The following is a 23,072-nucleotide window of genomic DNA, read 5'->3' as shown; positions in this document are numbered from 1 at the left end:
GATATAGTCAGTGCCATGACGAAAGCATGGAATAACATGTCCCACCGTCTCCACCAATACATATGTTGGTGGTTTTTGTTTATATTATTAATGGAGTCACCAGACGATTTGGTTCGCCTGGTGGCTTTTTATGTAGTACAGAAATAGAGAAAATGTCATTAATTTATGCTTTCTGATATAAATTACCAGGGTTTCGTCCATTTCGTATATTTTCGTCACGAAGATGCTAATTCTGTACTGGTGCCTTGAAATCATCATCATCTACTATTGAAGCCTTCAATTACTACTCGTGATCGTGCTCATGTTCATGTTCGTCATCTATCTTATACCTCAAATAATCATAGTTATCCGTTGGCTCCCGTTTGGTAACCGTTCCATGCTCATCTGTATAAATTTCATATTCCCTATATACTTCTACAATGTGACTGTCATCCTCTGTTGTTTCTTCTAAAACCATTTCAACGGAGGCAAAGACAGGGACATGTTCTTCAACATATGGTGTGCTGGCTACCTCTTCATCCTGTGCAAGGTCATTCATTAAATTTACACCCTCATTGTCTTCCCAGTTATCTGGTGAGTCAAGAACCCCGGTAAGTATGATTATCCCTAAAACAGCAAATAAAGCAATGCCTGTTCTCATTATTATATCTCTCCTTCCCTAATAGATAGATATGAAGAAATACTTGCAGGTAGTCCAACTTTTTATGCTTTTGAACATTCAGAAATAAATTCCATTAATTTTTTTCAATTTTTTAAGCACGTCAAAGAAGAAAGCAGTCAAACCACTAATGATTAAAATATATAAAGATAACAAAAGAGAGAGGATTTATAAGAACAGTAAATTTCAATTGAAGCCATAGGCTTGTCCATCATGTATAAAAAAATCGAAACGAAACTAGGAAAAATGAAAGATGTTGACGAAGTGAAAATAAAATTTCACTCCATATTTGATGAAGGTAAAGTAAGTCAAGATGAAATAAAAGAAACGATTGAAAAGCTGGGCTATCCAGTAGTTGCTTTAAAGGCAAAGGCTCTAATCTAAAGTTCCTTTACTTTCCAACGCAGAGCAATATACTCGATTCATTATAAATTAGTAATAATTATAGTTACAACAAGAAAAGAAAAAGTTCTCTCTGCCTGCAAGTGTGATCTGAACCAGTGTCCACATGTAACTGTAAAAATTTCACAAATGCCCCCAAAAAAGGGAGCATTTGTTACTCTTTTTAATAACCTCCGTATCCGCCGAAAGATGCACCAATAATGATTAATAGAATAAACAGTACGACGATTAACGCGAAACCACCGCCGGCACCATAGCCTGCACCGTAACTCATCGAAGAATCCCTCCTTGTGAAAGAATGAGAGTGGCACTCCCTTTTTCATCCTATGCAGGGAATCAGAAATTGTATAGACACTAGGGGTGTATTGCAAAAAAATTCGTTAGTTGACCTTGATCCATCAGGAATAATAAAAGAACCATTAAAGCAGTACATCCGCTCTTTCCGATATCTGCCGGCGTTATTTTTTCCGCCTTTTGAAAATATAATTTCCCGGTAAAACATCTGGAAGCCATTGCTTCATACATCCGGTCTGCACGTTCTATCGATCTGGATAATAAAGCTGCCGTGAGCTGTCCATAAACTTTTAATTTGCTTGTACTAACGCCCCCACGGAAAAACCTTGACTTGGCTGCTGTTTGCATTTTTTGGATGTCATCGAGAAATAAGAAAACATAGCGGTAGGAAAGAATGAGCACCGTAATAAATACAGCCGGAATTTTTAACCCGGCTAAACTAGTCATAAACTGATCAATTGATTGAGAGTCCAAAATGATCGTGATAACGGTCATGGAGGTAAGAGCCTTCATGATGATTAAAAAAATGAACTCAACATTTTGTGTGTGAAAAGAAAGATCAATATTAAACAGTAAAGGGACGGTCATTAGCAAGAGAAAAGGTGAAATGATTAAATACCGTTTTAACAGCAAAATGAAGGAAATTCTCATCAATAACAGCCCAATGAGGGCAAAGGCGAGTGCAATGAAAACAACAGGCAGATTTGTAAAGCTGATGACGGTAAAAATATAGAATACAGCTGCAATTAATTTAGTCCGTGACTCCCAGGATTTTGCCCATTTTGGTATCGCTGTTAATGTATCTGTTTCCTGCTCGGACATTTCATCACCTGCCTTATCTTTCCAAACCACATTTATCGTTTTCTCAGTACTAAAATAGTTACCGCCGCCCCGATGAGTAATCCGGATATTAGAATGGCTATCACGGAGAAAAGAGAAGATTGGTTCGTATCTTCATCTTGTTCATTATCAACGAGCAGCGTGGTTGTAAGACTATGAACTTCATAATCTTCATTATCTATTGTGCCGGCTTCATCCAGTTCCATATTTGCTTTAATAAGCCATTCACCTAAAGAATTAAAAGCTAATTCAAACTTACCATCTTTATCTGAGGTGGTTTCCAGCACTTCCCATTCAGGGCCATATGCACTTATGATGGCATTTTCTGCCTGTTCACCATCTAAATAAATAGTTCCGGTAAATGTTCCAGTGGAAAAGTTATTCGTATCTGATTCAGGTACAATTTCCAGATCCAATTCAATCGAATCATCATCAGATGATGCCTCGCTGCCAACATGATGAATAAGTTTTGCAGTTTGGTTGCTCAATTGTGTAATTCCGCTGTCCGGTGTATATGTACTAGGTTCTCGCGTCGCCCAAAAAGTATATGTACCATCCTCAGTAATCGGTACAATCGACCTGGCCTGGACACCAACTTCTTCTAAATCCAATGGAGCAGTGTCTCCATTTGGATATTGGACGTGCAGCGCTAAATCTTCAATATCGGCAATATCCGTATAATCCCGAATATGACCCCAAATAACATCTACGCGTAATTCTTCGCTATCCGAAAACTCTTCCACCTGTATAAACAATTCATGTGCAGAAGCTTCCTTGGTAAATAAAAACAGGCTGAATGCCAGAGTAAGTCCTAATAATAATGCGATTTTTCTCATTAATTTTTTTCACCTTCCTCTGATTTTCTATGATTGCGCAGAACAAAAATGGCAGCAATAAACAGTAAAATAGAGATGCCGAATATAGCTCTCACAAAAAGAGGAATATCGTCCAGCATCGATGCTTTTTCTTCATCTGTTGTCCATGTTGCCCGGTGTCCCATCCCATCATCGGCAGCAATACGATGTACGTTCAATTCCCCATCATAATTTAGTGTGCCGTCATCGTCAGCCTCACGCTCAAATAAAGTATCTCCTTCTTCATCATAGGCTGTGATAAGCGCTAACGCTGCAGAAGTTCCATCATCATAACGAATGTGAATTACTCCTTCCTCATGTTCAATAAGCATCCTGTGAGCGGAAGCTGATTGGGGGTAAAGAAAAACAAGTAAAACTAAAGCGGTACATAAAATTGATAAAAAATATACCCACTTTCTACCCATCCTTATTATTCACCACCCCTCCATTTATCTTGCTGTTTTTAAACAGGCCGGGTTTCATTGCATATAAATGTTTAACAGCAAATCCGGTCAGTACGCCTTCCAGTAATGCCAATGGGAGGTAGGCGAGAAAAACAATCCGGATCACGGAAAAAGAACCTTCTGCATACCGCTGATCGGAGAATAACAACAGCAAAATCAATAGTAAAACACCTGCCATAACAGAGGAAAATCCACTAATAACCCCCTTGAAAAATAAAGGTATCTTTTTCATTAACGGAATTCCCCAATAGACTAAAAGTGCCGGGATCGACATTAACAGCGTATTTGCACCGAACGTGCTGATTCCTCCGTGCTGAAACAGTATAGCCTGGAGGATAAGACCAATAAAAATGGCAAAAGGTGCCCGGCGCCCTAAAACCAATCCGAGAAATCCACCCAATAAAGGATGTACGGAAGTTGGGCCAATTGGAATATTAATTAAGGATGCCACAAAAAAAGCACCAGACAAAAGGCTGATCTTTGGAATCTCTTCTTCTTTTGTCCCTTTCAGCGAGTAGGCGAGCACACCTACAGCTCCAACTGTAGTTACGACAGCAACAGAAATACTTATGACTCCATCAGCAACATGCACAGAATGTCTTCCCCCTTACAGAACCACTCCACCATAGACATACATCATTATTTATATTAAATTGCCAAAATAATTATGTTTGATTTCGCAGTGAAATTTTTCAAGGCTTTACACAGGGGGACTACTTAAGGGAAGTTGAGCATGGGAAATGTCTTCAATACGTAACTGCCCGTAAAAGTGAAATTTGTATACCGGGAACTGTTTCTCAAGTACGTGATTGCCCCAAAAATGTAACTTGCATACCAGAGAAGACATTTTAGAAAGAGGCCGAGACATGTCTAAAGTAATCCAATTAAAATACAAACAATGCACTAACCTAGCGGAGGAAGTATACGGAGACTCCTGGGACTACGGTACGGCGGTTCCTCGTCCCACCGTAAAGATTTGTGGGAAGTAGGAGATCGGTGAGACCCCACAGGGCTTTAGTCCGAGGAGGCTCACCACTCCCCCACGGAAAGCGGAGTATATTTCCGGAGCGAGTTATAGACGCTAATTATCCTTGATAAGAATACTTTTGTACCGGCTTCTTTTCCAATTAGTTTTCAATAACAATCCTTAACTTCATGAAGTCCTTTTCCTGGTATTATCTCGACAGATTTGATCTCATCTGTGTGGAAAATAAGCCCCATGTTCCTTTGTAATATCGGTATGCAAAAAACCTTTAGGATGCGGATAATGGTAATCCTGTGACGGCCATTGCTGAATGGACAATTGGTGATAGGAAACATCCTCATCCGGAACATATGCACAAACATTTCCGCTTTCATATGCCGGCTTGAGACCATGTATATTCCGTTCATCTGCCTGGGTAGGTGCTTCAGCAGGCCATCCCCTCATTTGATTAGGATAATACGGGATATGCTGACTGTAGTAATTTCCCCAATAGACAGGCGTATAATAGTAATTCATTAATAGTACCTCCTCGAATATTTCTCTCTATATATTTGTATTCATAAACTCCAGTTTAGTCATCAGAAAATGGATTTATTTAATATTTTCCCCCCATGCACAGAATTGGTTCAGGAGAATATAATAATTTAACAAATGCAAGCAGGGTGGTGCTTATGATACCTGTAATTAATAATATTTTCGGCATTCGCATAAACAATGTTTCCAATAACGCAGCAATTTCATATGGAAATGCTGCGCTTAAAGGGCATCAGGCAAATGTGAAAATGAACTCTGGCTATACGCAGCCAGGAGATGCTAATTTTAGTCCGTTGCAATTTGCAAATTCCAATATCTCCAATGATCCCGATGTACTAGATATGCCACAATCACAAGTATAACTTGTAGTAGAAAATAATTATCAGCTTAAAAATGTAAATCCTGTTTTATTAGCGCAAAACTTTACACTAATCGAAAATAAATTAAAGGAAACAAATGAATGTTAGAGGAGGCTTTTGAATATGGCATCTTCACATGTAAATAATGTTTACGGTATTCGTGTGAACAGTATAGCTAACAATGGTTCGCTTAATTTAGGAAATGTATTGCATAAAGGGCATCAGGCGAATGTAAAAATGAATGTTGGCTATTATCATAACGGGGATGCCAATCAAAGCCCATTAAAATTTAGAAACCTTAATTACGCTTATGATCCGGATGTGAAAGACCAGGTGCAAAAACAGGTATAGTATTTAATCCAGAAATATCATGGCCACTTGTCCAAGTGATCACAAACATACGCTTTATTAGAATGAAAGGCTGACGTTTTATGGGTCTGAATATAACAATCAAAAACATTAACGTAAATTCAATTAGCACATTGGGTTCACTAAATGTAGGCAAGGCAGTATTTTTAAAAAACAGGTCAACTTCCATAAGACTGCCAAAACCATTCTATGAAGAGGAGGAGCTTGGTGAGGAAGAATTGGAAGCAGCGGAGGAAGAAATGGAGGAGGTACCGGATGTGCCTGCTTTTTATCATGACTAAAGCAGGTGTGTTTTAGCGTGAACTAGAATTTTCAGAACAGGTGGTGACTGGATGAATCATCAATGGCGTTACTTTTACCAGCCTTATCCATACGTTCATTATCAATCTCCCTATGAAACAACTTCCTATCAGGATCAATATGCAGTAACTCCTAAACCATATCCTGAAAATACTTATACCCCAAAAAAAGTAATAAATTATGATACACCTGCGAAAAATGCTGCACTATTAAAAAAAATGGAAAAAATATATGAGAAGCTAAATCAATTGGAAGAAGAGAACAAGGAATTAAAAGAAGAAATGGATAATATCAAACCGCTTACGATTGAAAATATTAATTATAAAATACAGGAACTGCATGTTCAGGATTTATCCGGTAATTTAATGGTTGGTTTAACTGCACTAAGTGATGCCGAAGAATTACAAAAACTGCTTGAGGAAAATGATTCGATGACCTTTAATGATATGGACACAGGGGAATTTGAAAAAGCAATGAAGGAAAATGAAGCTATGGATGATCAAAACGAAGAAGGATAACTAACCTTATGTACTTAAATGGGCTTGCGAAAATAAAGAAAACAAGCCCATATCCTACCCGAAACCATTAATACATATACTTATTTTCCATCTTATTTAACCGTTTAAATAAAAATCGGTAGGCTTCCTGTTCGTTAATAGGAAGCGCTTCGTTGTCCATTTCCGGGACCATTTTAAAGGTTCTGGCAATGATAGGAAGATGTAGATTGGCTTTTTTAATATATTCTTCATCAACCAGAATACTGGTGTCACCTGCAGCAAGAACTTCCCCGCCTTGAATGAGGACAACCATATCTGCCCAGGAAGCAGCAAAATTCACGTCATGTGTAGATAATAAAATCGTTTTCCCCATATAATTTAACCCCTGCAATAAGCCGGCAACTTCATCCTGTCCAACAGGGTCCAGAAAAGCCATAGGCTCATCCATAATGACAATATCCGGCCTCATTGCCAGTATTCCCGCTATCGCAACGCGCTTTTTTTGACCGTAGCTTAAATGGTAGGGCGCTTTTCCTTTATATTCAAGCATTCCAACATTCCCTAAAGCAGCCCTGCATACTTCCTCCACCTCATCTTCCGGCATGTTCAAATTTCGTGGACCAAATGCCACATCATCCCAGACTGTACTGGAGAAAACCTGGTCATCCGGATCCTGAAAAACCAATCCTACTTGCTGACGTATGGAAGGAGCCGTTTTTTTGGTCAGTGAATTTCCCATTATTTTTACTGAACCCTTAGACGGGAGCTTTAATCCATTTAAGTGATGAAGTAAGGTCGATTTTCCAGCACCATTTGGTCCCAGGATAGCTACTTTTCTGCCATTTGGTATTGTTAGAGATAAATCTTTTAAAACATCTGTATCATCATTATCATAACGATAGGTTACATTTGAAAGCTCAATGGCGTTCATCTATCCGGCTCCTTTCACAGAAAGTCCCCGTTACCCTTAAATAAGTGTGATGGGGAAATTTAAGTAAATCCCAGTTTCATACGAATTGTTTGCCAAGTTTACCTTCTTTTACCATATAGCCTAATACATCAGAAATAACGCGTATTCCCAGCAAAGCAGTTTGATCACTAACATCATAAGGAGGAGATACCTCAACCAATTCCAACCCGCATATACCTTCACTTGCGACGCTGCCAATAAACTGCAACCCTTCTCTTGGCAGAAAGCCGCCCGGTTCCGGCCAGCCGGTTCCGGGAACAAAGCCGCTGTCAAAAGAATCAATGTCTACGCTTAAGTAAACCGCTTTTGCTCCTCCTCGCCAGGCCCTTTCCAGTGCAATATCAGCAGCTCTATCCACACCAAGCCGTTCAATATCTCCAATCGTGATCACTGTAGTATCAAATTTAAGCACATTTTTTACAGCTTCCCTAGGTACCTGCCATCCACCTATACCAACTTGAACGAGGTTTTCAGGAGGGGCATTTGGTATATTCGTTGCATGGAACCATGGGGTGGTATGCATCCGCTCATCCATATCTTTTTCCTGCAAATCCAAATGTCGATCCAAATGAATGATTCCTACTTTTCCATCGACATTATCCGCGATTGCCCGTAAACATGGATACCCGATGGAATGATCCCCTCCAAGCATCACCGGGAAAGTACCTTGTGAAAAAACATGCGAAACTGCTTTGTAAATTTGATCGAAGGTTTTTTCAATATTGGCGATCGTAAATATATCCCCGACATCGCACATTTTCAACGACTCTTTTAAATCTACTCCAAGCTCAAAGCTGTACGTATCATAAAGCTTTGAGATTTTCCGTAATGCTTCTGGACCAAACCTTGTTCCGGACCTGTATGTTGTTCCAATATCAAAGGGAACACCCATGAATGCAACATCATATTCACCGACTTTACGGACATCTTCTAAAAATGGAGCTCTTAAAAAAGTGGGTATTCCTGCTTGAGGGGGTCTAGCTTCTCTTGTAAATGTGGATATAGTACGGTCACCTATCGATGGGGCAGCTTCCAAACCATACTTTAGTGAGCGCGCAATAACCTTTTCCTGTTCCACTTCAGGTATTTTCGCTTCTTTTTTCGCATTTTCTATTCCCAATAAATCAGTTGTCCGGTCACTTTCAAGTGCTTTTTTCTGTCTAAAACTTAATCCATGATTATCAAAAAAACCCATAAATACACCTCTTTGTTGTTAGTCTCGCATCCCTTGCGGAGGTTTCGGGGTAATCAATTTATTATATTCACTGATTTTATAAATATTCTTATTCTCTATATATAGTAAAGTGTTAGTCTGTATCCAGATCCTGTATATCCAGCTTTTGTTTTGTATCTTTCGTCCGGTAAAGCCGATGTAAATGTACGTATAAATATCCGTGTTGATATGTCGCATTCATTTTATCGTGTCTGCAAGGATAGGGTAATTTAACCTGCCTTTTTACAGGACCTTGGTACAATTCCAATTGTAACGGCCTAAACCCTTTATGATCGATGCTTACAGTTCCGACAATTTCCAGTGTCATATCATAGACATCTACTTCCACTTCATCTAAATTTAAACCTGGTATTCTGAAGATGCATAACAGTTCATTGTCAGATTCACAAATATTGACCTTAACACTTGAGTAATTATTATTATTTGTTCCGGAGTTGTTTGGGATTGGATTGTCCGTATCGTTCGGCTCAAAGTTTTCAAAACCGGAGAAAAAATCTTCCCCTAAAAAATTCGGCAACTTCTCTTTCCAGGCTTTTGGCCAATATTTATTCAAAAGAAACCCTCCTTTACCGCCTATACAGTTATAATAATCGAATTGATTTGAAAAAGTGCTTGGCCTGTAATGATTCTTGTCAGTTCATATGGATAGGTTTACGTTCATAAACTATAGCAAGTTTTCAGTGAAGAGGGGGGGATTTGGTGGAACGAAAGCTGAAGGATTTGGAAAAACGGACTGAACAATTGGAAAAGAAGGAAAAAGCAGTGCATGTCAAACTCCAAGCATTGCAAAGTGAAATAGATATGATCATGAAAAAGGATAAACAAGCTGTTACCGGCGAGAAAGTGAATCATTTAACAGAAATAAATGAAGAGATGTTCCGGCAAAATGTCCGGTTGCGCGAGTTGATTGAAAACTGTATTGCACAAAATGAAATTCCCACGCAAAAGAAATATTATGAAGCACTTCTTGAAGCGCATGAAAACAGTTAGGACGGGTGCATGAAGGCCAGGTTCATGCTAAAATGATAGTGGAAACGAAACAGGGAGGTAGAAATGACCATGACTGCATATCCAAACACAAAAGAAACAAAAAAACTGATTCAGCAATTGGTTTCCATTCCAAGTCCTTCAGGAAATACGGGGAAAGTAATCCGGTTTGTAGAGGAATTTTTACAAAACCAGCAGGTGGAGACAAGAAGAAATCGTAAGGGTGGTTTGATTGCGACAATACCGGGTCAAAATACAGAAGAGCACCGAATGCTTACTGCTCATGTAGATACATTAGGAGCTATGGTTAAAGAAATTAAGTCAAATGGAAGGCTTCGTCTCGATCTCATTGGCGGTTTTAAATATAATGCCATTGAAGGCGAATATTGTGAAATTCAAACGTCCAGCGGAGAAATTTTAACAGGAACGATATTAATGAAACAAACCTCTGTTCACGTGTATAAAGATGCTGGGGATGCAAAACGAAATCAGGGGAATATGGAAGTCCGTATAGACGCAAAGGTGGAAAACGAAGAAGATATAAAGAAACTCGGAATCAATGTGGGTGATTTTGTATCTTTTGATCCTCGCATCCAAATGACGGGCAATGGCTTCATTAAATCCCGTCATCTTGATGACAAAGCAAGTGTAGCTATTCTGCTGCAGCTGATCAAAACAATAAAAGAAAAAAATATGACGCTTCCTTATACGACTCATTTTCTTATTTCTAATAATGAAGAAATCGGTTATGGCGGGAACTCCAATATAACCCCTGAAACGGTGGAGTATATGGCAGTAGATATGGGAGCGATGGGAGATGGACAGTCAACAGACGAATATACAGTATCCATTTGTGTGAAAGACTCCAGCGGTCCTTATCATTACGGGCTGCGCAAGCACCTTGTGAATCTGGCCGAAAATCACGGCATAGATTATAAGCTGGACATTTATCCTTATTACGGTTCGGATGCCTCAGCAGCAATCCGGGCAGGACACGATATTATACATGGATTGATCGGACCTGGCATTGACTCATCGCATGCCTATGAACGCACGCATGAAAGCTCGCTGGAGGAGACGGAAAAATTGTTATATCACTATGTGCAGTCGCCATTAGTATCATATTAATTAAAAAACGAACGCACTTTGGCAGTGGGTTCGTTTTTTGACTCTAAAGCACATAAAAATATATCGACACGAAATGAAATAAACTTCCAATCAAGATGAAAATATGAAAGATTTCATGGTAGCCAAAATGTTTAAAGGTCATAAATTTTGGTTTTAGCCAGTAAATAAGTGCCCCAATCGTATAAACCATTCCTCCGAGTATAAGGAAAGTCATCCCGCCGGTACCGATAATCGGTGCAAGCTCTGCACTGAAAAATATAACAATCCAGCCCATCAATACATATAATGCGGTGGACAGCCATCTCGGTGCATGAAACCAAACTAATTTAAAAGTGACACCGGCTAAAGCAATTATACTAATGACAGTAAATAAAATCCAGCCTGTAGTGCCACTTAAACTAATTAGACAAAGCGGGGCATATGTGCCGGCAATCAATACAAAAATCATCGAATGATCAATTCTCCGCAAAAAAGCAATCACCTTATCATCAGCAACAACCATATGATAGGTTGCTGATGCTGCATAAAGCAAAATCATACTTACCCCAAAAATAATTACAGACATAATAGCAACGGCAGAACCTGTTACCGCTGTTGCCTTAGTAACTAATGCCAACAGTCCAGCAAATGCCATAATCGCTCCAAATAAATGAGTAAATCCATTCACTGGCTCTCGAATTGAAATTGTCATTTCATCAACCACCTCATGTAGTTTTTAAAACTATATATAAATAATATAGATATATTGTCACGTAGTCAAGCTTTACTGTGGTATTTTTTTCGTCTATAATTATTTTCAAACGACAGGACTGGAGAATTTATAGATGAAAAATATACATGATATAATTAAGGATATACATTTAGATACCCATTTATCTTTGGAAGAAATCCCTGATTTGGAACTTTATATGGATCAGGTTATCCAATTGTTTGAGAAAAAATTTGCTGAAACAAAGCGAAATGAAGATGAAAAAGTACTGACAAAAACGATGATAAACAACTATGCAAAAGGAAAGTTATTTTTTCCAATTAAAAATAAAAGATATTCAAAGGAACATGTCATCCTTATTAGTATGATTTACCAGATGAAGAGCTCTTTATCCATTCAGGATGTTAAACAAACTCTTGGTCGTCTAAATGAAAAAATCGATGAAGATTCTTTTTCAGTTCAAGCATTATATAAAAAATATATTCATCTTGTTGAAGCAAACAATGATATTTTTGAAGAAGCGGTAGAAACACATACGGAGCAGGTTGCTGAAGAAGTACAGGAATTGAAAGATAACGAATCTGCCTACCTTGAACAATTATTGCTGATAACTTCCTTTACGATGATGAGTAACTTTTACCGGAAGGCAGCAGAGAAGCTTGTAGACAATATGGAAGTAAAGGAAACAGTAGAGGAAGAAAGAAGGTTGAAAGAATGAAATTAAGTATTCTCGATCAGGCACCTGTATCATCAGGAAAAACAGAACAGGAAGCATTAAATGCTACGATAGCATTGGCTCAAACAGCAGATCAATTGGGGTTTACGAGATATTGGGTGGCAGAGCATCATGACCTGGCAGGATTGGCAAGTCCGGCACCCGATTTGCTGTTAAGTTTGATAGGTTCTCGATCTGAACACATTCGAATTGGAGCAGGAGCCGTGTTATTACCGCATTACAAGCCATTCAATATAGCAGAAAGATATAATATGCTGGCAACCCTTTATCCCGGGAGAGTAGACCTTGGAATTGGCCGAGCACCAGGTGGTTCAGCAGAGGTAACGATGGCATTATCCGATAATTTCCTTGAAAACGTACGCAAGATGTCGGATAAGCTGGATGATTTATTGGCATTTTTAGATAATTCATTTCCGGATGGCCATTTATTTTCGAAAATTAATGCAAGACCTGAACCGGTACAGTCTCCTGTTCCATGGTTGTTGGGAACAAGCGAAAAAAGTGGTAAACTAGCGATCGAAAAAGGGATGAATTATGCTTTCGGACATTTTATGTCAGGAGAAGATGGCCCCGAAATTGTAAAGGGTTATTATAAAAACAGCGGTTCCCAGGCGCTTGTGACGGTAACTGCTGTCTGCGCAGAAACAACGGAAGAAGCAGAAGAGCTGGCATTGAGTGATCAGGTTTGGAAGCTGCAGCAAGCAAAAGGCAAAGGACAACCCGGTGTACCCACGATAAAAGAAGCTAAAGCCTATGAACTTTCAGATGAAGAACAAATAAAGCTGGACAAAATGAAAAGCAGTATGATCATTGGAAATCCGCAAGAGGTAAAGAAACAGCTGGAAGCACTTCAGAGCGAATATGGTGTGGAAGAATTTATGATCGTGACGATTACGCACAGCTACGAAGCAAGGAAAAATTCATACGAACTGATTGCCAAAGAATTTGGATTATAAATAATGCATGCCCCGAACATTGAAAACGTTCGGGGCATGTAAATTTCGCGCGAGTCAAATCCAAAATCTTTCGCCCGACAGCCAAAATCTACTCCACCATCAACCAAACCACCCACCCCAAGGCCAATATCAATTAAGCCTCCAGACCTATATCAAAATATATCCCAGGCTCATTACCGTCACCTTTCTAAACCGATATCATAGAGACAGATAAGCGGAAGGAGGCACAAACAATTGAAGAAATTTTTACTGTTTCTCGGCGGACTCGCTGCATTAATGATTTTTCTGGCAAACCTGGGACCGATGGTTTTATTGGCTTTAAGCATTTGGCTGCTCTATATCATTTTTAAGAAATTCCTCCAAAGTGATTCGACAGCAGGCAAAATTGGCTGGGTAATTTTAGGTCTTTTTATCCTAAGCATTACATTTTCCAATATCTATGCAGTAATAGGTGTTGCAGCAGCTTACGGATTGTATCTCATTTATAAAAGCTGGAAAAAAGGAGACGATGATCCTGTTGTCGAGGTACTGGACGATGGGGATCCATTTAGAAATTTTGAACGTGAGTGGGCAGATCTACAAAAATAAAAAGGAGCGATTTTACAATGACAAATATTTTCACACGTATGAAAGATTCCCTTTCAGCAGATCTTCATGACATGATGGATAAAAAGGAACAGGGCAATCCGGTAGCGGCCTTGAATCACTACTTACGCAAAAGCGAGGAGGAAAAGGAAAGAGTGCGAAAACTGGTGGACAGGCAGTATAAATTAAAGGATGAATTCACCAGGGAATACCACAAGGCCCAGGATTTGGCGGATAAGCGGGAAAAACAGGCGGAAATTGCCCAAAAAGCCGGTGAAGAGGATATGTATCAATTTGCGTTAAAAGAGCAGCAGGAATACCTAAACAGGGCTGAACGCATGAAAGCATCCAGAAGCGAGGCTGTGGAGCAGCTGGAGATGCTGGAACAGAAGTATGAGGAAATGAAGCATAAACTGAAAGATATGCATCTGCGCAGAATGGAGTTAATGGGGCGGGAAAATATTGCAAAAGCAACGCACCAAATCAACCGAGTCGTTGATAAAGTAAGTGACACATCCTTTTCAAAATTTGAAGAAATTGAACAATATATTGAGGGATTGGAATATAAGGTGAACAGTGACTACTACAAAAGCACTTTTGACAGTAAAATTGCCAAACTTGAAAGGGAAATGAAAGAGAAGGAAAGAGCAAATTAGAATTTTCACTAAAGGTTTTGCATAAAATCTGCTATACTAAAACAGGCGCGGCTAGACTCGCGCCTGTTTTAAATAAAGAGATAATTTTAAAGCCTTTTTACATAAGCAGCAGATGGTAAATTCATTTTTTGAGAGAACCCTAATTTTCTAAGAAGGAGGATCAAACCATGTTTAAACATCTGAAAACAGATACTTTCAACTGGATATTAATCATTGGCGTGGTCCTCTTTGTTTTAGAACTTGCATTTTTTCATGGTGGCATGATTGCTTCCGCTATATTTTCTGCCGTACTTATTTTTGTCGGCTGGAGAAATTTCAGTCAATTATGGGGAAAAATCCTTTTTTGGCTCGGCATTGTAGCTGCCATTTTCTCCATTTTAAATATGCTGGCCGTCCGTTTTCTCATTTTGGCAGCCATTATATTATTTTTTATCAATTACTCTAAATTAAAGCAGGAAGCAGAAAGGATTCACCCTCAGCTCTCCAGTGAACAGGAAATAATAACAGATCCGATCATCGAAACGGAACCATTATTCGACCATAAGATTTTTGGAGACCAAACAACAGACGATACACCCTACGAATGGCGGGATATCAATATACATGGCGCTTTTGGCGACCGGGTGATTGATTTAAGCAATACCGTTCCCCCAGGTGATACAGCAGTAATCTCGATCAGACATTTGGTGGGGAACATTGAAATACTAGTTCCTTACGAAGTGGAAGTTAGTGTCCGCCATAGCTCTGTCTTTGGGCGTGCACATATTTTGGGTGAGCATAATTGGAAATTAATCAATCAGTCCCTTATATACCGGACGCCGAAATATGATACAGCTTCGCCCCGAGTCAAAATAATCACCACGGTATTATCCGGAGATATCGAGGTGAAGCGTATATGAATATGATTTTCAAACATGTATTTACCGCTGTTTTATTCACCTTGCTCATATCGTTCGTGATGGTCAGTTTTACCTATTTTGTTTTTATGGATGACTGGTCTCTTCTTTTCCAGCAACAGGTAGCGGATATTTCGTTTTTACTGCTGGTTGTATTGATTCCTGTAGCCGCCGGGGTAATTATTGGAGTTGTGACAGGAGTTTATTGGAGACAGCGGCTCCACCGGGTGGAAAGGCAACTATTGGATATTTCAAAAGGGCAGAAATTGACTGCAGATCTGGAGCCGTATAAGGAATTGGACAAAATAGAATATTACATGGAACAAATTCAGGAGCGAATTCGCGTGCAACAGGAAAAGGCACAGCGTTTAGCCACGGACAGGGCACATGAACGGGAGAAAAGTCTGCAGGAAATCGTAGTCCAGGAAAGAAACCGTCTGGCAAGAGAATTGCATGATTCTGTTAGTCAACAGCTGTTTGCTGCGTCCATGATGATGTCAGCGATTAATGACACAAAGCCACCGGAAGATTCTGAAATGAAAAAGCAGCTCAAACTGGTTGAAAAAATGATTCACCAGTCCCAGCTGGAAATGCGGGCATTGCTCTTGCATCTGCGTCCCGCTGCTTTAAAAGGTAAATCACTGCAGGATGGGGTGAAAGAATTACTAGTGGAATTAACACAAAAGGTGCCGATGGAAGTGGATTGGAAGATAGAGGATTTCCATGCAGATAAAGGCGTGGAAGACCAGCTCTTTCGTATTCTGCAGGAAGGAGTTTCCAATACGTTACGGCATGCTAAGGCAACAACACTTCATGTGCTTTTAGTTGAAAGGGATGAAACCATTATTTTAAGAACAGTCGATAATGGCATTGGCTTTGATATGGAAAAAACAAAAATGAATTCTTTCGGTCTGCAAAATATGCAAGAACGGGCACAGGAAATTGGCGGCAGCTTCAAAGTGGTTAGTTTGCCTGATAAAGGGACAAGACTCGAAGTAAAGATACCTAATCTAACCGAGGAAGGTGAAAAAAATGATTAAAGTTTTATTTGCAGATGATCATGAAATGGTGCGGATTGGCGTTTCTGCCTATCTTTCCGCCCAGCCTGATATTGATGTGATTGCAGAGGCAGACGATGGGGGAGAAGCCGTCAAACTGGCATTGGAACTCAAACCGGATATCATTTTAATGGATCTTGTCATGAAGAAAATGGACGGTATTGAAGCAACCAAGCGAATTATCGAGCAATGGCCGGAAGTAAAAATTATCATTGTTACAAGCTTTCTCGATGATGACAAGGTTTATCCTGCACTGGAAGCAGGGGCCACAAGCTATATGCTGAAAACTTCCAAAGCAAATGAAATTGCTGAGGCCATCCGTTCCACTTATAACGGCGAAACGATATTGGAGCCGGAAGTAACCGGAAAGATCATGAACAAAATGAGAAAGCCAGAAAAAGAACCGCTGCACGATCAATTAACAGACAGGGAAATGGAGATCCTGCTGCTAGTAGCCGAGGGGAAGACCAATCAGGAAATTGCCGAGGAATTATTTATCGCACTAAAAACAGTCAAAGTCCACGTCAGTAATATTTTAGGGAAGCTCATGGTGCAGGACCGTACCCAAGCTGTTATTTATGCATTTAAACATAATTTGGTTGGATAAAACACGAAGAGGGAAAACCTTTCCGTGTTTTTTTGTTTTGCAGGATTTTCTTTCTCCCCCACGCAGGGCATTCCTCACAGTCCCATCCGTATGCCAGCTGAAAAATTCAAGCTTCATTATTGATCATTAATTTTTTAGTTAATTATAAATAGGTTTGTATTTGTTTTAGTACAGGTTTGTGTAAAATGAAAAAATTAATTACATTAAACAAATGCTTATATGACAAGGTTATTTCCTAATATTTTTTTAATATCATAAAAGATATCAAAAAAAGGTTGCAATAAATAATAAAATAAACTACATTGTTTTATTACAATAAAACATAAACCAATCTGTTGTATAACAAAGTGTTTATAATATGTGATATAACAATAAGGAGGTTATTACTTGACGATGGATGAAACGATAGTGGAAAAGCAAGGTATCGATGAAAGAGGAGCGATCTTGTCTGAGGAAGCACAAAAATTTGCTGATGCCATTCATGAAAATATCCGAATAAATTGCTAGCTTATAACTGTTCACCGTCGTTCAACTGGAAAAAGAAATTATCTGATAAAGAAATTGCTGCGTTCCAGAAGGAATTGGGTAAGATGGACTATAAATTCCAGTTTGTAACATTAGCAGGATTCCATGCTTTGAACCATAGTATGTTCGATTTTGCAAGAAAATATAAAGATAACGGAATGGCAGCTTACTCCCAACTGCAGCAGGCGGAATTTGCCAGTGAGCAGCATGGATACAGTGCGACACGCCATCAGCGCGAAGTTGGTTCAGGTAATATCTGGTGGAACTTCTTCTACAGGGGCTTTAAAAGGATGAACAGAAGAGGAGCAATTTACAAAATAATAGAATAGCGATCATATAAATTGTAAAAAAATGTTTGTTCCCGTCGCAGGGGATAAACACTTTTTTTAATAGAAAAAGACGTTTAATGTCATAAATGAAATACAATTGTAACATTACTATAATACGGATGAAAAAAAGTGATGTTATACTACGAATTAACTAGTAAATAGAATACATAGTACAAAATATATATCTCACCTTATTTTATACTAGATACATAGAGTAAGATACATATTTACAGGTGAGGATTGGAAATGGGGAATACAATTGAGAAAGTCGATCATCACCTTGTCCACAGTCGCTGTGGTTGGTTTAGGGAGTACTTTTTTCAGTACGGAAGCGCAGGCGAATACGCTAGGAGAGCTGGAGGATAGACAATCCCAAATTCAGGATGATAGAGCTGAACTTAGAGATAATCTATCAGAAGCTGAAGCAGAAATTGCAGATGTGCTTGTAGAATTAGAAACGTTAAATGAGGAAATAGAAGAAGTTTCTGAAGCATTGGAACATAATAGAAATGCAATGGATGAAACGGAAGAAAATATTGTGAAAACAGAAGATGAGGTAGATGTGCTGGAAGAGGAAATTGAGGCGCTGGAACAAGCTGTTGAAAAACGTCATGATATCTTGAAAGATCGAATGGTATCCTACCAAAAAAGCGGTGGGGACATCAACTACTTGGAAGTAATTTTCGGAGCCCAAAGTTTCAGTGATTTCATCAACCGTGTCTCGGCAGTAAATAAAATTGCTGATTCAGATACAAGATTAATTGAACAGCAGGAAGCGGATAAAAAAGAAGTAGAAGAGAAACAAGATGAGGTATTAGCGAAACTTGATGAATTGAACGATATGAAACTGGATCTTGAAGATATTCAGGATGCCATTGAAGCACAGCAACAGGAAAATAAAGAGCAGAAACAGGAATTGAAAGATAAAGAAAATGAATTGACTGCATTAGCAGATGAACTGGAAATTGAAGACAGTAATCTGGCATCACTGGAAAGAGAAGTCAGACAGAGCATTGAAGCAGCAAGTCAGCCTGCACCTGAACCGGCTGAAACAGCTGTGGCTTCAGAAGAAAGTTCACAAACAGAAGAAAGTTCAGAATCAGAAGAATCAAGTCAAAATTTAACAACTACCAGCAAGGAAGAAAGCAACACAAGTCCTGCACCTGAAAATTACGGAAGTGTACTTAGCGCTGCAAATAGTCAGATCGGAACAACTTATAGGACTGCCGGAAAAGACCCAAGTGGTTTCGACTGTTCAGGATTCGTGTCATGGGCCTTTGCACAAGACGGAACTTCCATACCATCCTATACTGGAGCTTTAGCGAATACAGGATCTAGAGTATCGACTAGTGATATGCAGCCAGGTGATCTCGTATTCTTTAGAGGCGGCAGACATGTTGGAATTTACGTAGGTAATGGAAACTTTATCGGTTCTCAGACTTCTACCGGTGTTAAAGTAGAAAGCATGACAAGCGGCTACTGGGGAGACAGATTTGACGGTCACGTACGTCGCGTAAATTAATCATATTAAAGAATCCATCTTTCACAAGATGGATTTTTTTATGCGGATTTTTATGTAACCAATTCATTTAAACAACTAAAACTTGAAACTATTTCCTGTAAATTCTGTATGATTATTTAACTAAATTTAGTATAATATAAAAAACAGAAAGATTTCTGACTTATGGGGGTTTTAAAAAAATGACAAACATGAATCAGGCAAGAGAGACATTAAACAAAGTCATTTACGGGAAAGAAGAAGTTATTGATTTATTATATGTTGCACTGCTCGCACAAGGACATGTGCTTTTGGAAAGTGTCCCGGGTACAGGGAAAACAAAATTGGCAAAAAGCTTTGCTAAAGTAATGGATGGAAACTTTAGCAGAGTTCAGTTTACACCGGATGTCCTGCCGAGTGATGTGACAGGTATTCGTTTTTTTAATCCAAAAACACAGGAATTTGAATTACGAATTGGACCAGTAATAACGGATGTCCTCCTCGCCGATGAAATAAACCGAGCTACACCAAAAACACAATCCAGCCTGCTTGAGGTAATGGAAGAATACCAGGCAACGATTGATGGAGAAACTATTACTGTCGAAAGGCCATTTATCGTTATAGCAACACAGAATCCAGTAGAAAGTAATTATGGTACTTTTCCACTCCCGGAAGCACAATTGGATCGTTTTCTATTAAAAATTGACCTGGGTTATCCGTCCAAGGAAGAAGAAAAAAACATTTTACATACATACCGTACGAAAGATCCATATGACGAAATAGAAGCATCTTTAACCATTGAAGATATTAGAGGGATGCAGGAACAGGTTCAGCAAATAACGATGTCAGAGGTAGTTTCCGACTATTTACTTGCACTTGTTCATGCATCCAGGGAGCATGACGATATAGAGTTGGGAGTGAGTCCCAGAGGGATGCTTGCTTTAATGAGGGCAGCACAGGCATACGCGTTTTTACAAAACAGGGATTATGTAACACCAAATGATATTCAGCTGCTTGTTCCATATGTATTTGAACATAGGATAATTTTAACAATGGAAGGGTCTGTAAAAAAAACACCTGCTCAGGTTGTAAGTGAAATCATCCAGAAAGTAGCCGTGCCCGTGGAAGAAGGAGCCGTAAGTGAATGATGTGGCAAAGGGAATTTGGCTCTCAGCAATTAAAAAGTTTTGACTATATCATAGCTGCCATTCTTATCTTCTTTTTTATAGGGATTTTATTTCAAAATGTTATTTCTTTTATTGCCGTCGGGGTGTTTATTGTCTTCGCCATCATATATCGGATTTACGATAAGCGTATCGTGGAAAAACTGTATTTGAAAAATCCGAAGAGAACCATCAAATTATTTCCCGGTGATGAAGCAAAATTGACACTTGAACTGGAAAATAGATCGATATTTCCATTGATCAATGGGGAAATGAATTTTCAGGCGGGTTCAGCTGTTAAAGCCTATGCACACATAAGGGATGATAAGAGTTATTGGAAAAAGATTGATATTCCGTTATCCATGATGCGCAGGAAGAAGACCATCATTGAATTGCCTGTTCGTGCGGAACACAGGGGAGTGGCTAAAATAAATAATATTTCGCTCACATTTCCTCATTTATTTAATTATAATCATGTCACAATAAAGTTTAGACAATTTTACTATACGGAGTATGTTGTCCTCCCTGAAATTTTGCCAGTAGAGGGGGCGGAGGCAGTTTTTCACATGATGCCGGGAAGCGGATATGCCGCGTTTTCTTCATTTGAGGATATTCAAAGTCCAAGGGGCACAAGAGATTACAGTTTCAGTGATCCTTTTCACAGAATTAATTGGAATGCATCTGTAAAGACCCAAAAAATGCAGACAAATGTGTATGAAAAAGTGGTTGACAGGTCATTTGTATTTATTGTTAATGTAGGCCAGAAAAATCATTTGAACATGGCTGCTTTCAATAAAAATCTGGAAAAGCTATTGTCTCGTTCAGCATATCTTTGTCATTATGCAACGGAAAAGAATATTCCATATGAAATATTTTTGAATACAAGAAAACCCGGGAAGGTTCCATATATTCATTTGTCGGAGGGAGAAGGTCAGCTGCATTATGGCCATGCACTGGAGATGCTGGCAAGGGTGCATAAACAGTCCATGATTGTGCCATTTAACCAAATGCTTCACCGGCTTGGAAATCATTTTTATAAACCGAAGACAGTTGTAGTTATCGGGGAAGTTCCTTCAGGGGCAATTGAAATAATGAATACGTGGAAACAGGCAAAACATAGTGTGTTTCATATTCCAGACGCAGATGGGGAAGCGGTTGTTCGTCCGTTGACGAAGGGCGGTGGGATGAGCAATGCAAAATAATCATCCGAATTTAACGTATGCTTACCATTTTTTGAGTGAAACGATTATTTTATTCTTGCTTGTGCTTCCATTTCTCCATCACCGGTTTATTTGGGTGCCTTATGGAAGCTATATCCTCACAGCCGTTGTTGTATGTATTGTTTTTTCCATACTGGCTAAATTTACTGTGAGTTATTTATGGTATATATTGCTCGCGCCATTTTTATTTATGGCTTTTTATTTATTGGACTACCCACTTGTTTTAGTTATTCTTTTTACAGGTGTGTTTATTTGGCGGTATATAGACATACGTAATGAAGAGGCCATAAACAGGGAAAATAATTATATGCTTATCACCTTGGGGCTTATCGTGGTGAATAGTATTTTAATTCAAGACAGCAGAATTTTTATTTATCCATTTATACTATTTGCGATTGTTATATTTGGGTATATTATCAGTCACTTGGTCGTTGTTCCTAAAGGGGAACGTAAACAATTTGATAAAAGGTTATCTGTTTATTTTATCTGTTTATTGGCAGCCGGTGCAGGGTTACTTTTTTTGTTGTATGATGGAATTAGATTCATTATTGTAACTTCTTTTCAAGGAATATTGGATACTATTGCCAGTGTTATTGCGGGTTTGGCTGGCCTTTTTAGTTTTTTTGAACCACAGGAAATGGAGATTATGGAAGAGGATCCGGAAGCTGGCGGAGAAAACCCTGCTGCTGAATACTGGGATGGTACAGAGGGGCGATCACTTATTGAAGTTATTACACCATATGTATTAATGGCTGTGTCTCTCCTTATTGTAATAATATTGGTGTTATGGATATGGAAAAATCGTTACAGTCGTTTTGATAAGATAAAACAGAATGAATCCGTATCATACAGCAGTGAAGAACTCGACCTGCATTCACCCTCAAGTTCATTTAGCCAATGGAGAAACAGGTTATTCAATAAACCTGTGCATCCAGTGCGGAAAATGGTCTATCAATTTGAACGAACAGCGGCCAAGCATCAGATGGGAAGAAGGCGATCCGAAACGATCGAAGCCTGGCTGAAACGAATTGGAATGGTAGTAGATTTCAACGTTTATCAAAAAGTTAGGTATGCAGATGCAGATGTCAGTGAAAGCGAAGCAAAGGAATTGAAGGAAAAGATAAAGAAAATGGAAAATTGGATGGAACAGAAGGATAGGGACGTTGAAGATGGACCTTAATTTGATATTAACAATGTTTTCCAAGTTTCCGTAATACAGATTGGAAAAGCACATTATGTATACGCGGATGGATGAAAGA

At 39.0% G+C, this 23,072-nt stretch carries 29 protein-coding genes and 1 pseudogene; 19 read left to right on the top strand and 11 right to left on the bottom strand.

The genetic code is table 11. The features are described 5' to 3' along the window. Positions 1 to 283: 283 nt before the first annotated feature. Positions 284 to 640 carry a hypothetical protein gene (locus tag ACDX78_RS02895; protein ID WP_486025202.1) on the bottom strand — a complete coding sequence of 119 codons (357 nt, stop codon included), beginning with the start codon at positions 638 to 640 and terminating at the stop codon, positions 284 to 286. 231 nt (positions 641 to 871) lie between these two features. Here ACDX78_RS02895 and ACDX78_RS02890 point away from each other — a divergent pair, with 231 nt between their 5' ends. Next, on the top strand, positions 872 to 1,042 hold the full coding sequence (locus tag ACDX78_RS02890; RefSeq protein WP_486025200.1) for a heavy-metal-associated domain-containing protein: 171 nt from the start codon (positions 872 to 874) through the stop codon (positions 1,040 to 1,042). A 181-nt stretch (positions 1,043 to 1,223) separates the two neighbouring features. Here the strand turns inward: ACDX78_RS02890 and ACDX78_RS02885 are convergent, their stop codons facing one another. The 6 genes from ACDX78_RS02885 to ACDX78_RS02860 form a co-directional block, all read right to left on the bottom strand. Then, positions 1,224 to 1,334, bottom strand: a complete 111-nt coding sequence (locus ACDX78_RS02885; RefSeq protein WP_486025198.1) for a YjcZ family sporulation protein — start codon at positions 1,332 to 1,334, stop codon at positions 1,224 to 1,226. 80 nt (positions 1,335 to 1,414) lie between these two features. After that, entirely contained in the window at positions 1,415 to 2,176 is a 762-nt protein-coding gene (cbiQ, locus tag ACDX78_RS02880) for a cobalt ECF transporter T component CbiQ (RefSeq protein WP_486025196.1), read from the bottom strand. A gap of 32 nt (positions 2,177 to 2,208) precedes the next feature. Continuing rightward, positions 2,209 to 3,030: a DUF4198 domain-containing protein gene (locus tag ACDX78_RS02875; protein ID WP_486025195.1), complete on the bottom strand. Its 822-nt coding sequence runs from the start codon at positions 3,028 to 3,030 to the stop codon at positions 2,209 to 2,211. Continuing rightward, complete coding sequence (locus ACDX78_RS02870; protein ID WP_486025194.1) at positions 3,030 to 3,473, bottom strand: hypothetical protein; 444 nt, start codon at positions 3,471 to 3,473, stop codon at positions 3,030 to 3,032. The genes ACDX78_RS02875 and ACDX78_RS02870 overlap by 1 nt, the downstream gene beginning before the upstream one ends. After that, a complete protein-coding gene (locus tag ACDX78_RS02865; RefSeq protein ID WP_486025192.1) occupies positions 3,466 to 4,104 on the bottom strand; it encodes a CbiM family transporter in 639 nt (212 codons plus the stop codon). The genes ACDX78_RS02870 and ACDX78_RS02865 overlap by 8 nt, the downstream gene beginning before the upstream one ends. Positions 4,105 to 4,707: 603 nt before the next feature. After that, complete coding sequence (locus tag ACDX78_RS02860) at positions 4,708 to 5,013, bottom strand: hypothetical protein (protein WP_486025191.1); 306 nt, start codon at positions 5,011 to 5,013, stop codon at positions 4,708 to 4,710. 155 nt (positions 5,014 to 5,168) lie between these two features. Here ACDX78_RS02860 and ACDX78_RS02855 point away from each other — a divergent pair, with 155 nt between their 5' ends. From ACDX78_RS02855 to ACDX78_RS02840, 4 genes are all read left to right on the top strand, one after another. Beyond that, positions 5,169 to 5,393 (top strand): spore germination protein, encoded by a 225-nt coding sequence (locus tag ACDX78_RS02855; RefSeq protein ID WP_486025190.1) that lies wholly within the window; start codon positions 5,169 to 5,171, stop codon positions 5,391 to 5,393. Positions 5,394 to 5,513: 120 nt separating this feature from the next. Continuing rightward, positions 5,514 to 5,741 carry a spore germination protein gene (locus tag ACDX78_RS02850; RefSeq protein ID WP_486025189.1) on the top strand — a complete coding sequence of 76 codons (228 nt, stop codon included), beginning with the start codon at positions 5,514 to 5,516 and terminating at the stop codon, positions 5,739 to 5,741. 80 nt (positions 5,742 to 5,821) lie between these two features. Then, complete coding sequence (locus tag ACDX78_RS02845; RefSeq protein WP_486025188.1) at positions 5,822 to 6,040, top strand: hypothetical protein; 219 nt, start codon at positions 5,822 to 5,824, stop codon at positions 6,038 to 6,040. Positions 6,041 to 6,091: 51 nt separating this feature from the next. Beyond that, positions 6,092 to 6,577 carry a hypothetical protein gene (locus tag ACDX78_RS02840; RefSeq protein ID WP_486025187.1) on the top strand — a complete coding sequence of 162 codons (486 nt, stop codon included), beginning with the start codon at positions 6,092 to 6,094 and terminating at the stop codon, positions 6,575 to 6,577. A gap of 67 nt (positions 6,578 to 6,644) precedes the next feature. On the opposite strand, the gene ACDX78_RS02835 is transcribed toward ACDX78_RS02840, so the two are convergent. From ACDX78_RS02835 to ACDX78_RS02825, 3 genes are all read right to left on the bottom strand, one after another. Further along, the gene (locus tag ACDX78_RS02835) at positions 6,645 to 7,487 is read right to left on the bottom strand and encodes an ATP-binding cassette domain-containing protein (RefSeq protein ID WP_486025186.1); all 843 of its coding nucleotides are present in this window, start codon (positions 7,485 to 7,487) and stop codon (positions 6,645 to 6,647) included. A gap of 76 nt (positions 7,488 to 7,563) precedes the next feature. Continuing rightward, on the bottom strand, positions 7,564 to 8,721 hold the full coding sequence (locus tag ACDX78_RS02830; RefSeq protein WP_486025184.1) for an agmatinase family protein: 1,158 nt from the start codon (positions 8,719 to 8,721) through the stop codon (positions 7,564 to 7,566). Positions 8,722 to 8,833: 112 nt separating this feature from the next. Beyond that, positions 8,834 to 9,313, bottom strand: a complete 480-nt coding sequence (locus tag ACDX78_RS02825; protein ID WP_486025183.1) for an Hsp20/alpha crystallin family protein — start codon at positions 9,311 to 9,313, stop codon at positions 8,834 to 8,836. A 146-nt stretch (positions 9,314 to 9,459) separates the two neighbouring features. Between ACDX78_RS02825 and ACDX78_RS02820 the strand changes: the two genes are divergently transcribed. Then, entirely contained in the window at positions 9,460 to 9,750 is a 291-nt protein-coding gene (locus tag ACDX78_RS02820; protein WP_486025182.1) for a hypothetical protein, read from the top strand. Positions 9,751 to 9,819: 69 nt separating this feature from the next. Continuing rightward, positions 9,820 to 10,875, top strand: a complete 1,056-nt coding sequence (locus ACDX78_RS02815) for a M42 family metallopeptidase (protein WP_486025303.1) — start codon at positions 9,820 to 9,822, stop codon at positions 10,873 to 10,875. Between the two features lie 43 nt (positions 10,876 to 10,918). On the opposite strand, the gene trhA is transcribed toward ACDX78_RS02815, so the two are convergent. Further along, complete coding sequence (trhA, locus tag ACDX78_RS02810; RefSeq protein ID WP_486025180.1) at positions 10,919 to 11,566, bottom strand: PAQR family membrane homeostasis protein TrhA; 648 nt, start codon at positions 11,564 to 11,566, stop codon at positions 10,919 to 10,921. Between the two features lie 133 nt (positions 11,567 to 11,699). Here trhA and ACDX78_RS02805 point away from each other — a divergent pair, with 133 nt between their 5' ends. The 12 genes and pseudogenes from ACDX78_RS02805 to ACDX78_RS02750 all read left to right on the top strand — a co-directional run bounded on the left by ACDX78_RS02805 (position 11,700) and on the right by ACDX78_RS02750 (position 22,993). Next, positions 11,700 to 12,302 carry a DUF1836 domain-containing protein gene (locus ACDX78_RS02805; RefSeq protein WP_486025178.1) on the top strand — a complete coding sequence of 201 codons (603 nt, stop codon included), beginning with the start codon at positions 11,700 to 11,702 and terminating at the stop codon, positions 12,300 to 12,302. Beyond that, a complete protein-coding gene (locus ACDX78_RS02800) occupies positions 12,299 to 13,276 on the top strand; it encodes an LLM class flavin-dependent oxidoreductase (RefSeq protein ID WP_486025176.1) in 978 nt (325 codons plus the stop codon). Before ACDX78_RS02805 ends, ACDX78_RS02800 begins: the two co-directional genes overlap by 4 nt. Before the next feature lie 234 nt (positions 13,277 to 13,510). Then, the gene (locus ACDX78_RS02795; RefSeq protein ID WP_486025175.1) at positions 13,511 to 13,864 is read left to right on the top strand and encodes a lmo0954 family membrane protein; all 354 of its coding nucleotides are present in this window, start codon (positions 13,511 to 13,513) and stop codon (positions 13,862 to 13,864) included. A 17-nt stretch (positions 13,865 to 13,881) separates the two neighbouring features. Beyond that, positions 13,882 to 14,517, top strand: coding sequence for a PspA/IM30 family protein (locus ACDX78_RS02790; protein ID WP_486025174.1), 636 nt, complete (start codon positions 13,882 to 13,884; stop codon positions 14,515 to 14,517). Between the two features lie 167 nt (positions 14,518 to 14,684). After that, positions 14,685 to 15,416, top strand: coding sequence for a cell wall-active antibiotics response protein LiaF (gene liaF, locus ACDX78_RS02785; RefSeq protein WP_486025173.1), 732 nt, complete (start codon positions 14,685 to 14,687; stop codon positions 15,414 to 15,416). Beyond that, the gene (locus tag ACDX78_RS02780) at positions 15,413 to 16,453 is read left to right on the top strand and encodes a sensor histidine kinase (protein WP_486025171.1); all 1,041 of its coding nucleotides are present in this window, start codon (positions 15,413 to 15,415) and stop codon (positions 16,451 to 16,453) included. Before liaF ends, ACDX78_RS02780 begins: the two co-directional genes overlap by 4 nt. Then, positions 16,446 to 17,078, top strand: coding sequence for a response regulator transcription factor (locus ACDX78_RS02775; protein ID WP_486025170.1), 633 nt, complete (start codon positions 16,446 to 16,448; stop codon positions 17,076 to 17,078). The genes ACDX78_RS02780 and ACDX78_RS02775 overlap by 8 nt, the downstream gene beginning before the upstream one ends. Positions 17,079 to 17,528: 450 nt before the next feature. Next, positions 17,529 to 17,897 (top strand): annotated as a pseudogene (locus tag ACDX78_RS02770) (isocitrate lyase); the annotation flags it as partial. 294 nt (positions 17,898 to 18,191) lie between these two features. After that, positions 18,192 to 19,454 carry a C40 family peptidase gene (locus ACDX78_RS02765; protein ID WP_486025169.1) on the top strand — a complete coding sequence of 421 codons (1,263 nt, stop codon included), beginning with the start codon at positions 18,192 to 18,194 and terminating at the stop codon, positions 19,452 to 19,454. Positions 19,455 to 19,633: 179 nt separating this feature from the next. Further along, a complete protein-coding gene (locus ACDX78_RS02760) occupies positions 19,634 to 20,578 on the top strand; it encodes an AAA family ATPase (protein WP_486025168.1) in 945 nt (314 codons plus the stop codon). Then, positions 20,575 to 21,795, top strand: a complete 1,221-nt coding sequence (locus ACDX78_RS02755) for a DUF58 domain-containing protein (RefSeq protein ID WP_486025166.1) — start codon at positions 20,575 to 20,577, stop codon at positions 21,793 to 21,795. The genes ACDX78_RS02760 and ACDX78_RS02755 overlap by 4 nt, the downstream gene beginning before the upstream one ends. After that, complete coding sequence (locus tag ACDX78_RS02750) at positions 21,785 to 22,993, top strand: hypothetical protein (RefSeq protein WP_486025165.1); 1,209 nt, start codon at positions 21,785 to 21,787, stop codon at positions 22,991 to 22,993. The genes ACDX78_RS02755 and ACDX78_RS02750 overlap by 11 nt, the downstream gene beginning before the upstream one ends. Positions 22,994 to 23,072 lie beyond the last annotated feature (79 nt).

The organism is Virgibacillus oceani, from assembly GCF_041521345.1.
Taxonomy (GTDB): domain Bacteria; phylum Bacillota; class Bacilli; order Bacillales; family Amphibacillaceae; genus Virgibacillus_N; species Virgibacillus_N oceani_A.
Note: the sequence above shows the minus strand (reverse complement) of the source record. Positions and strands in the feature narration are given on the sequence as shown.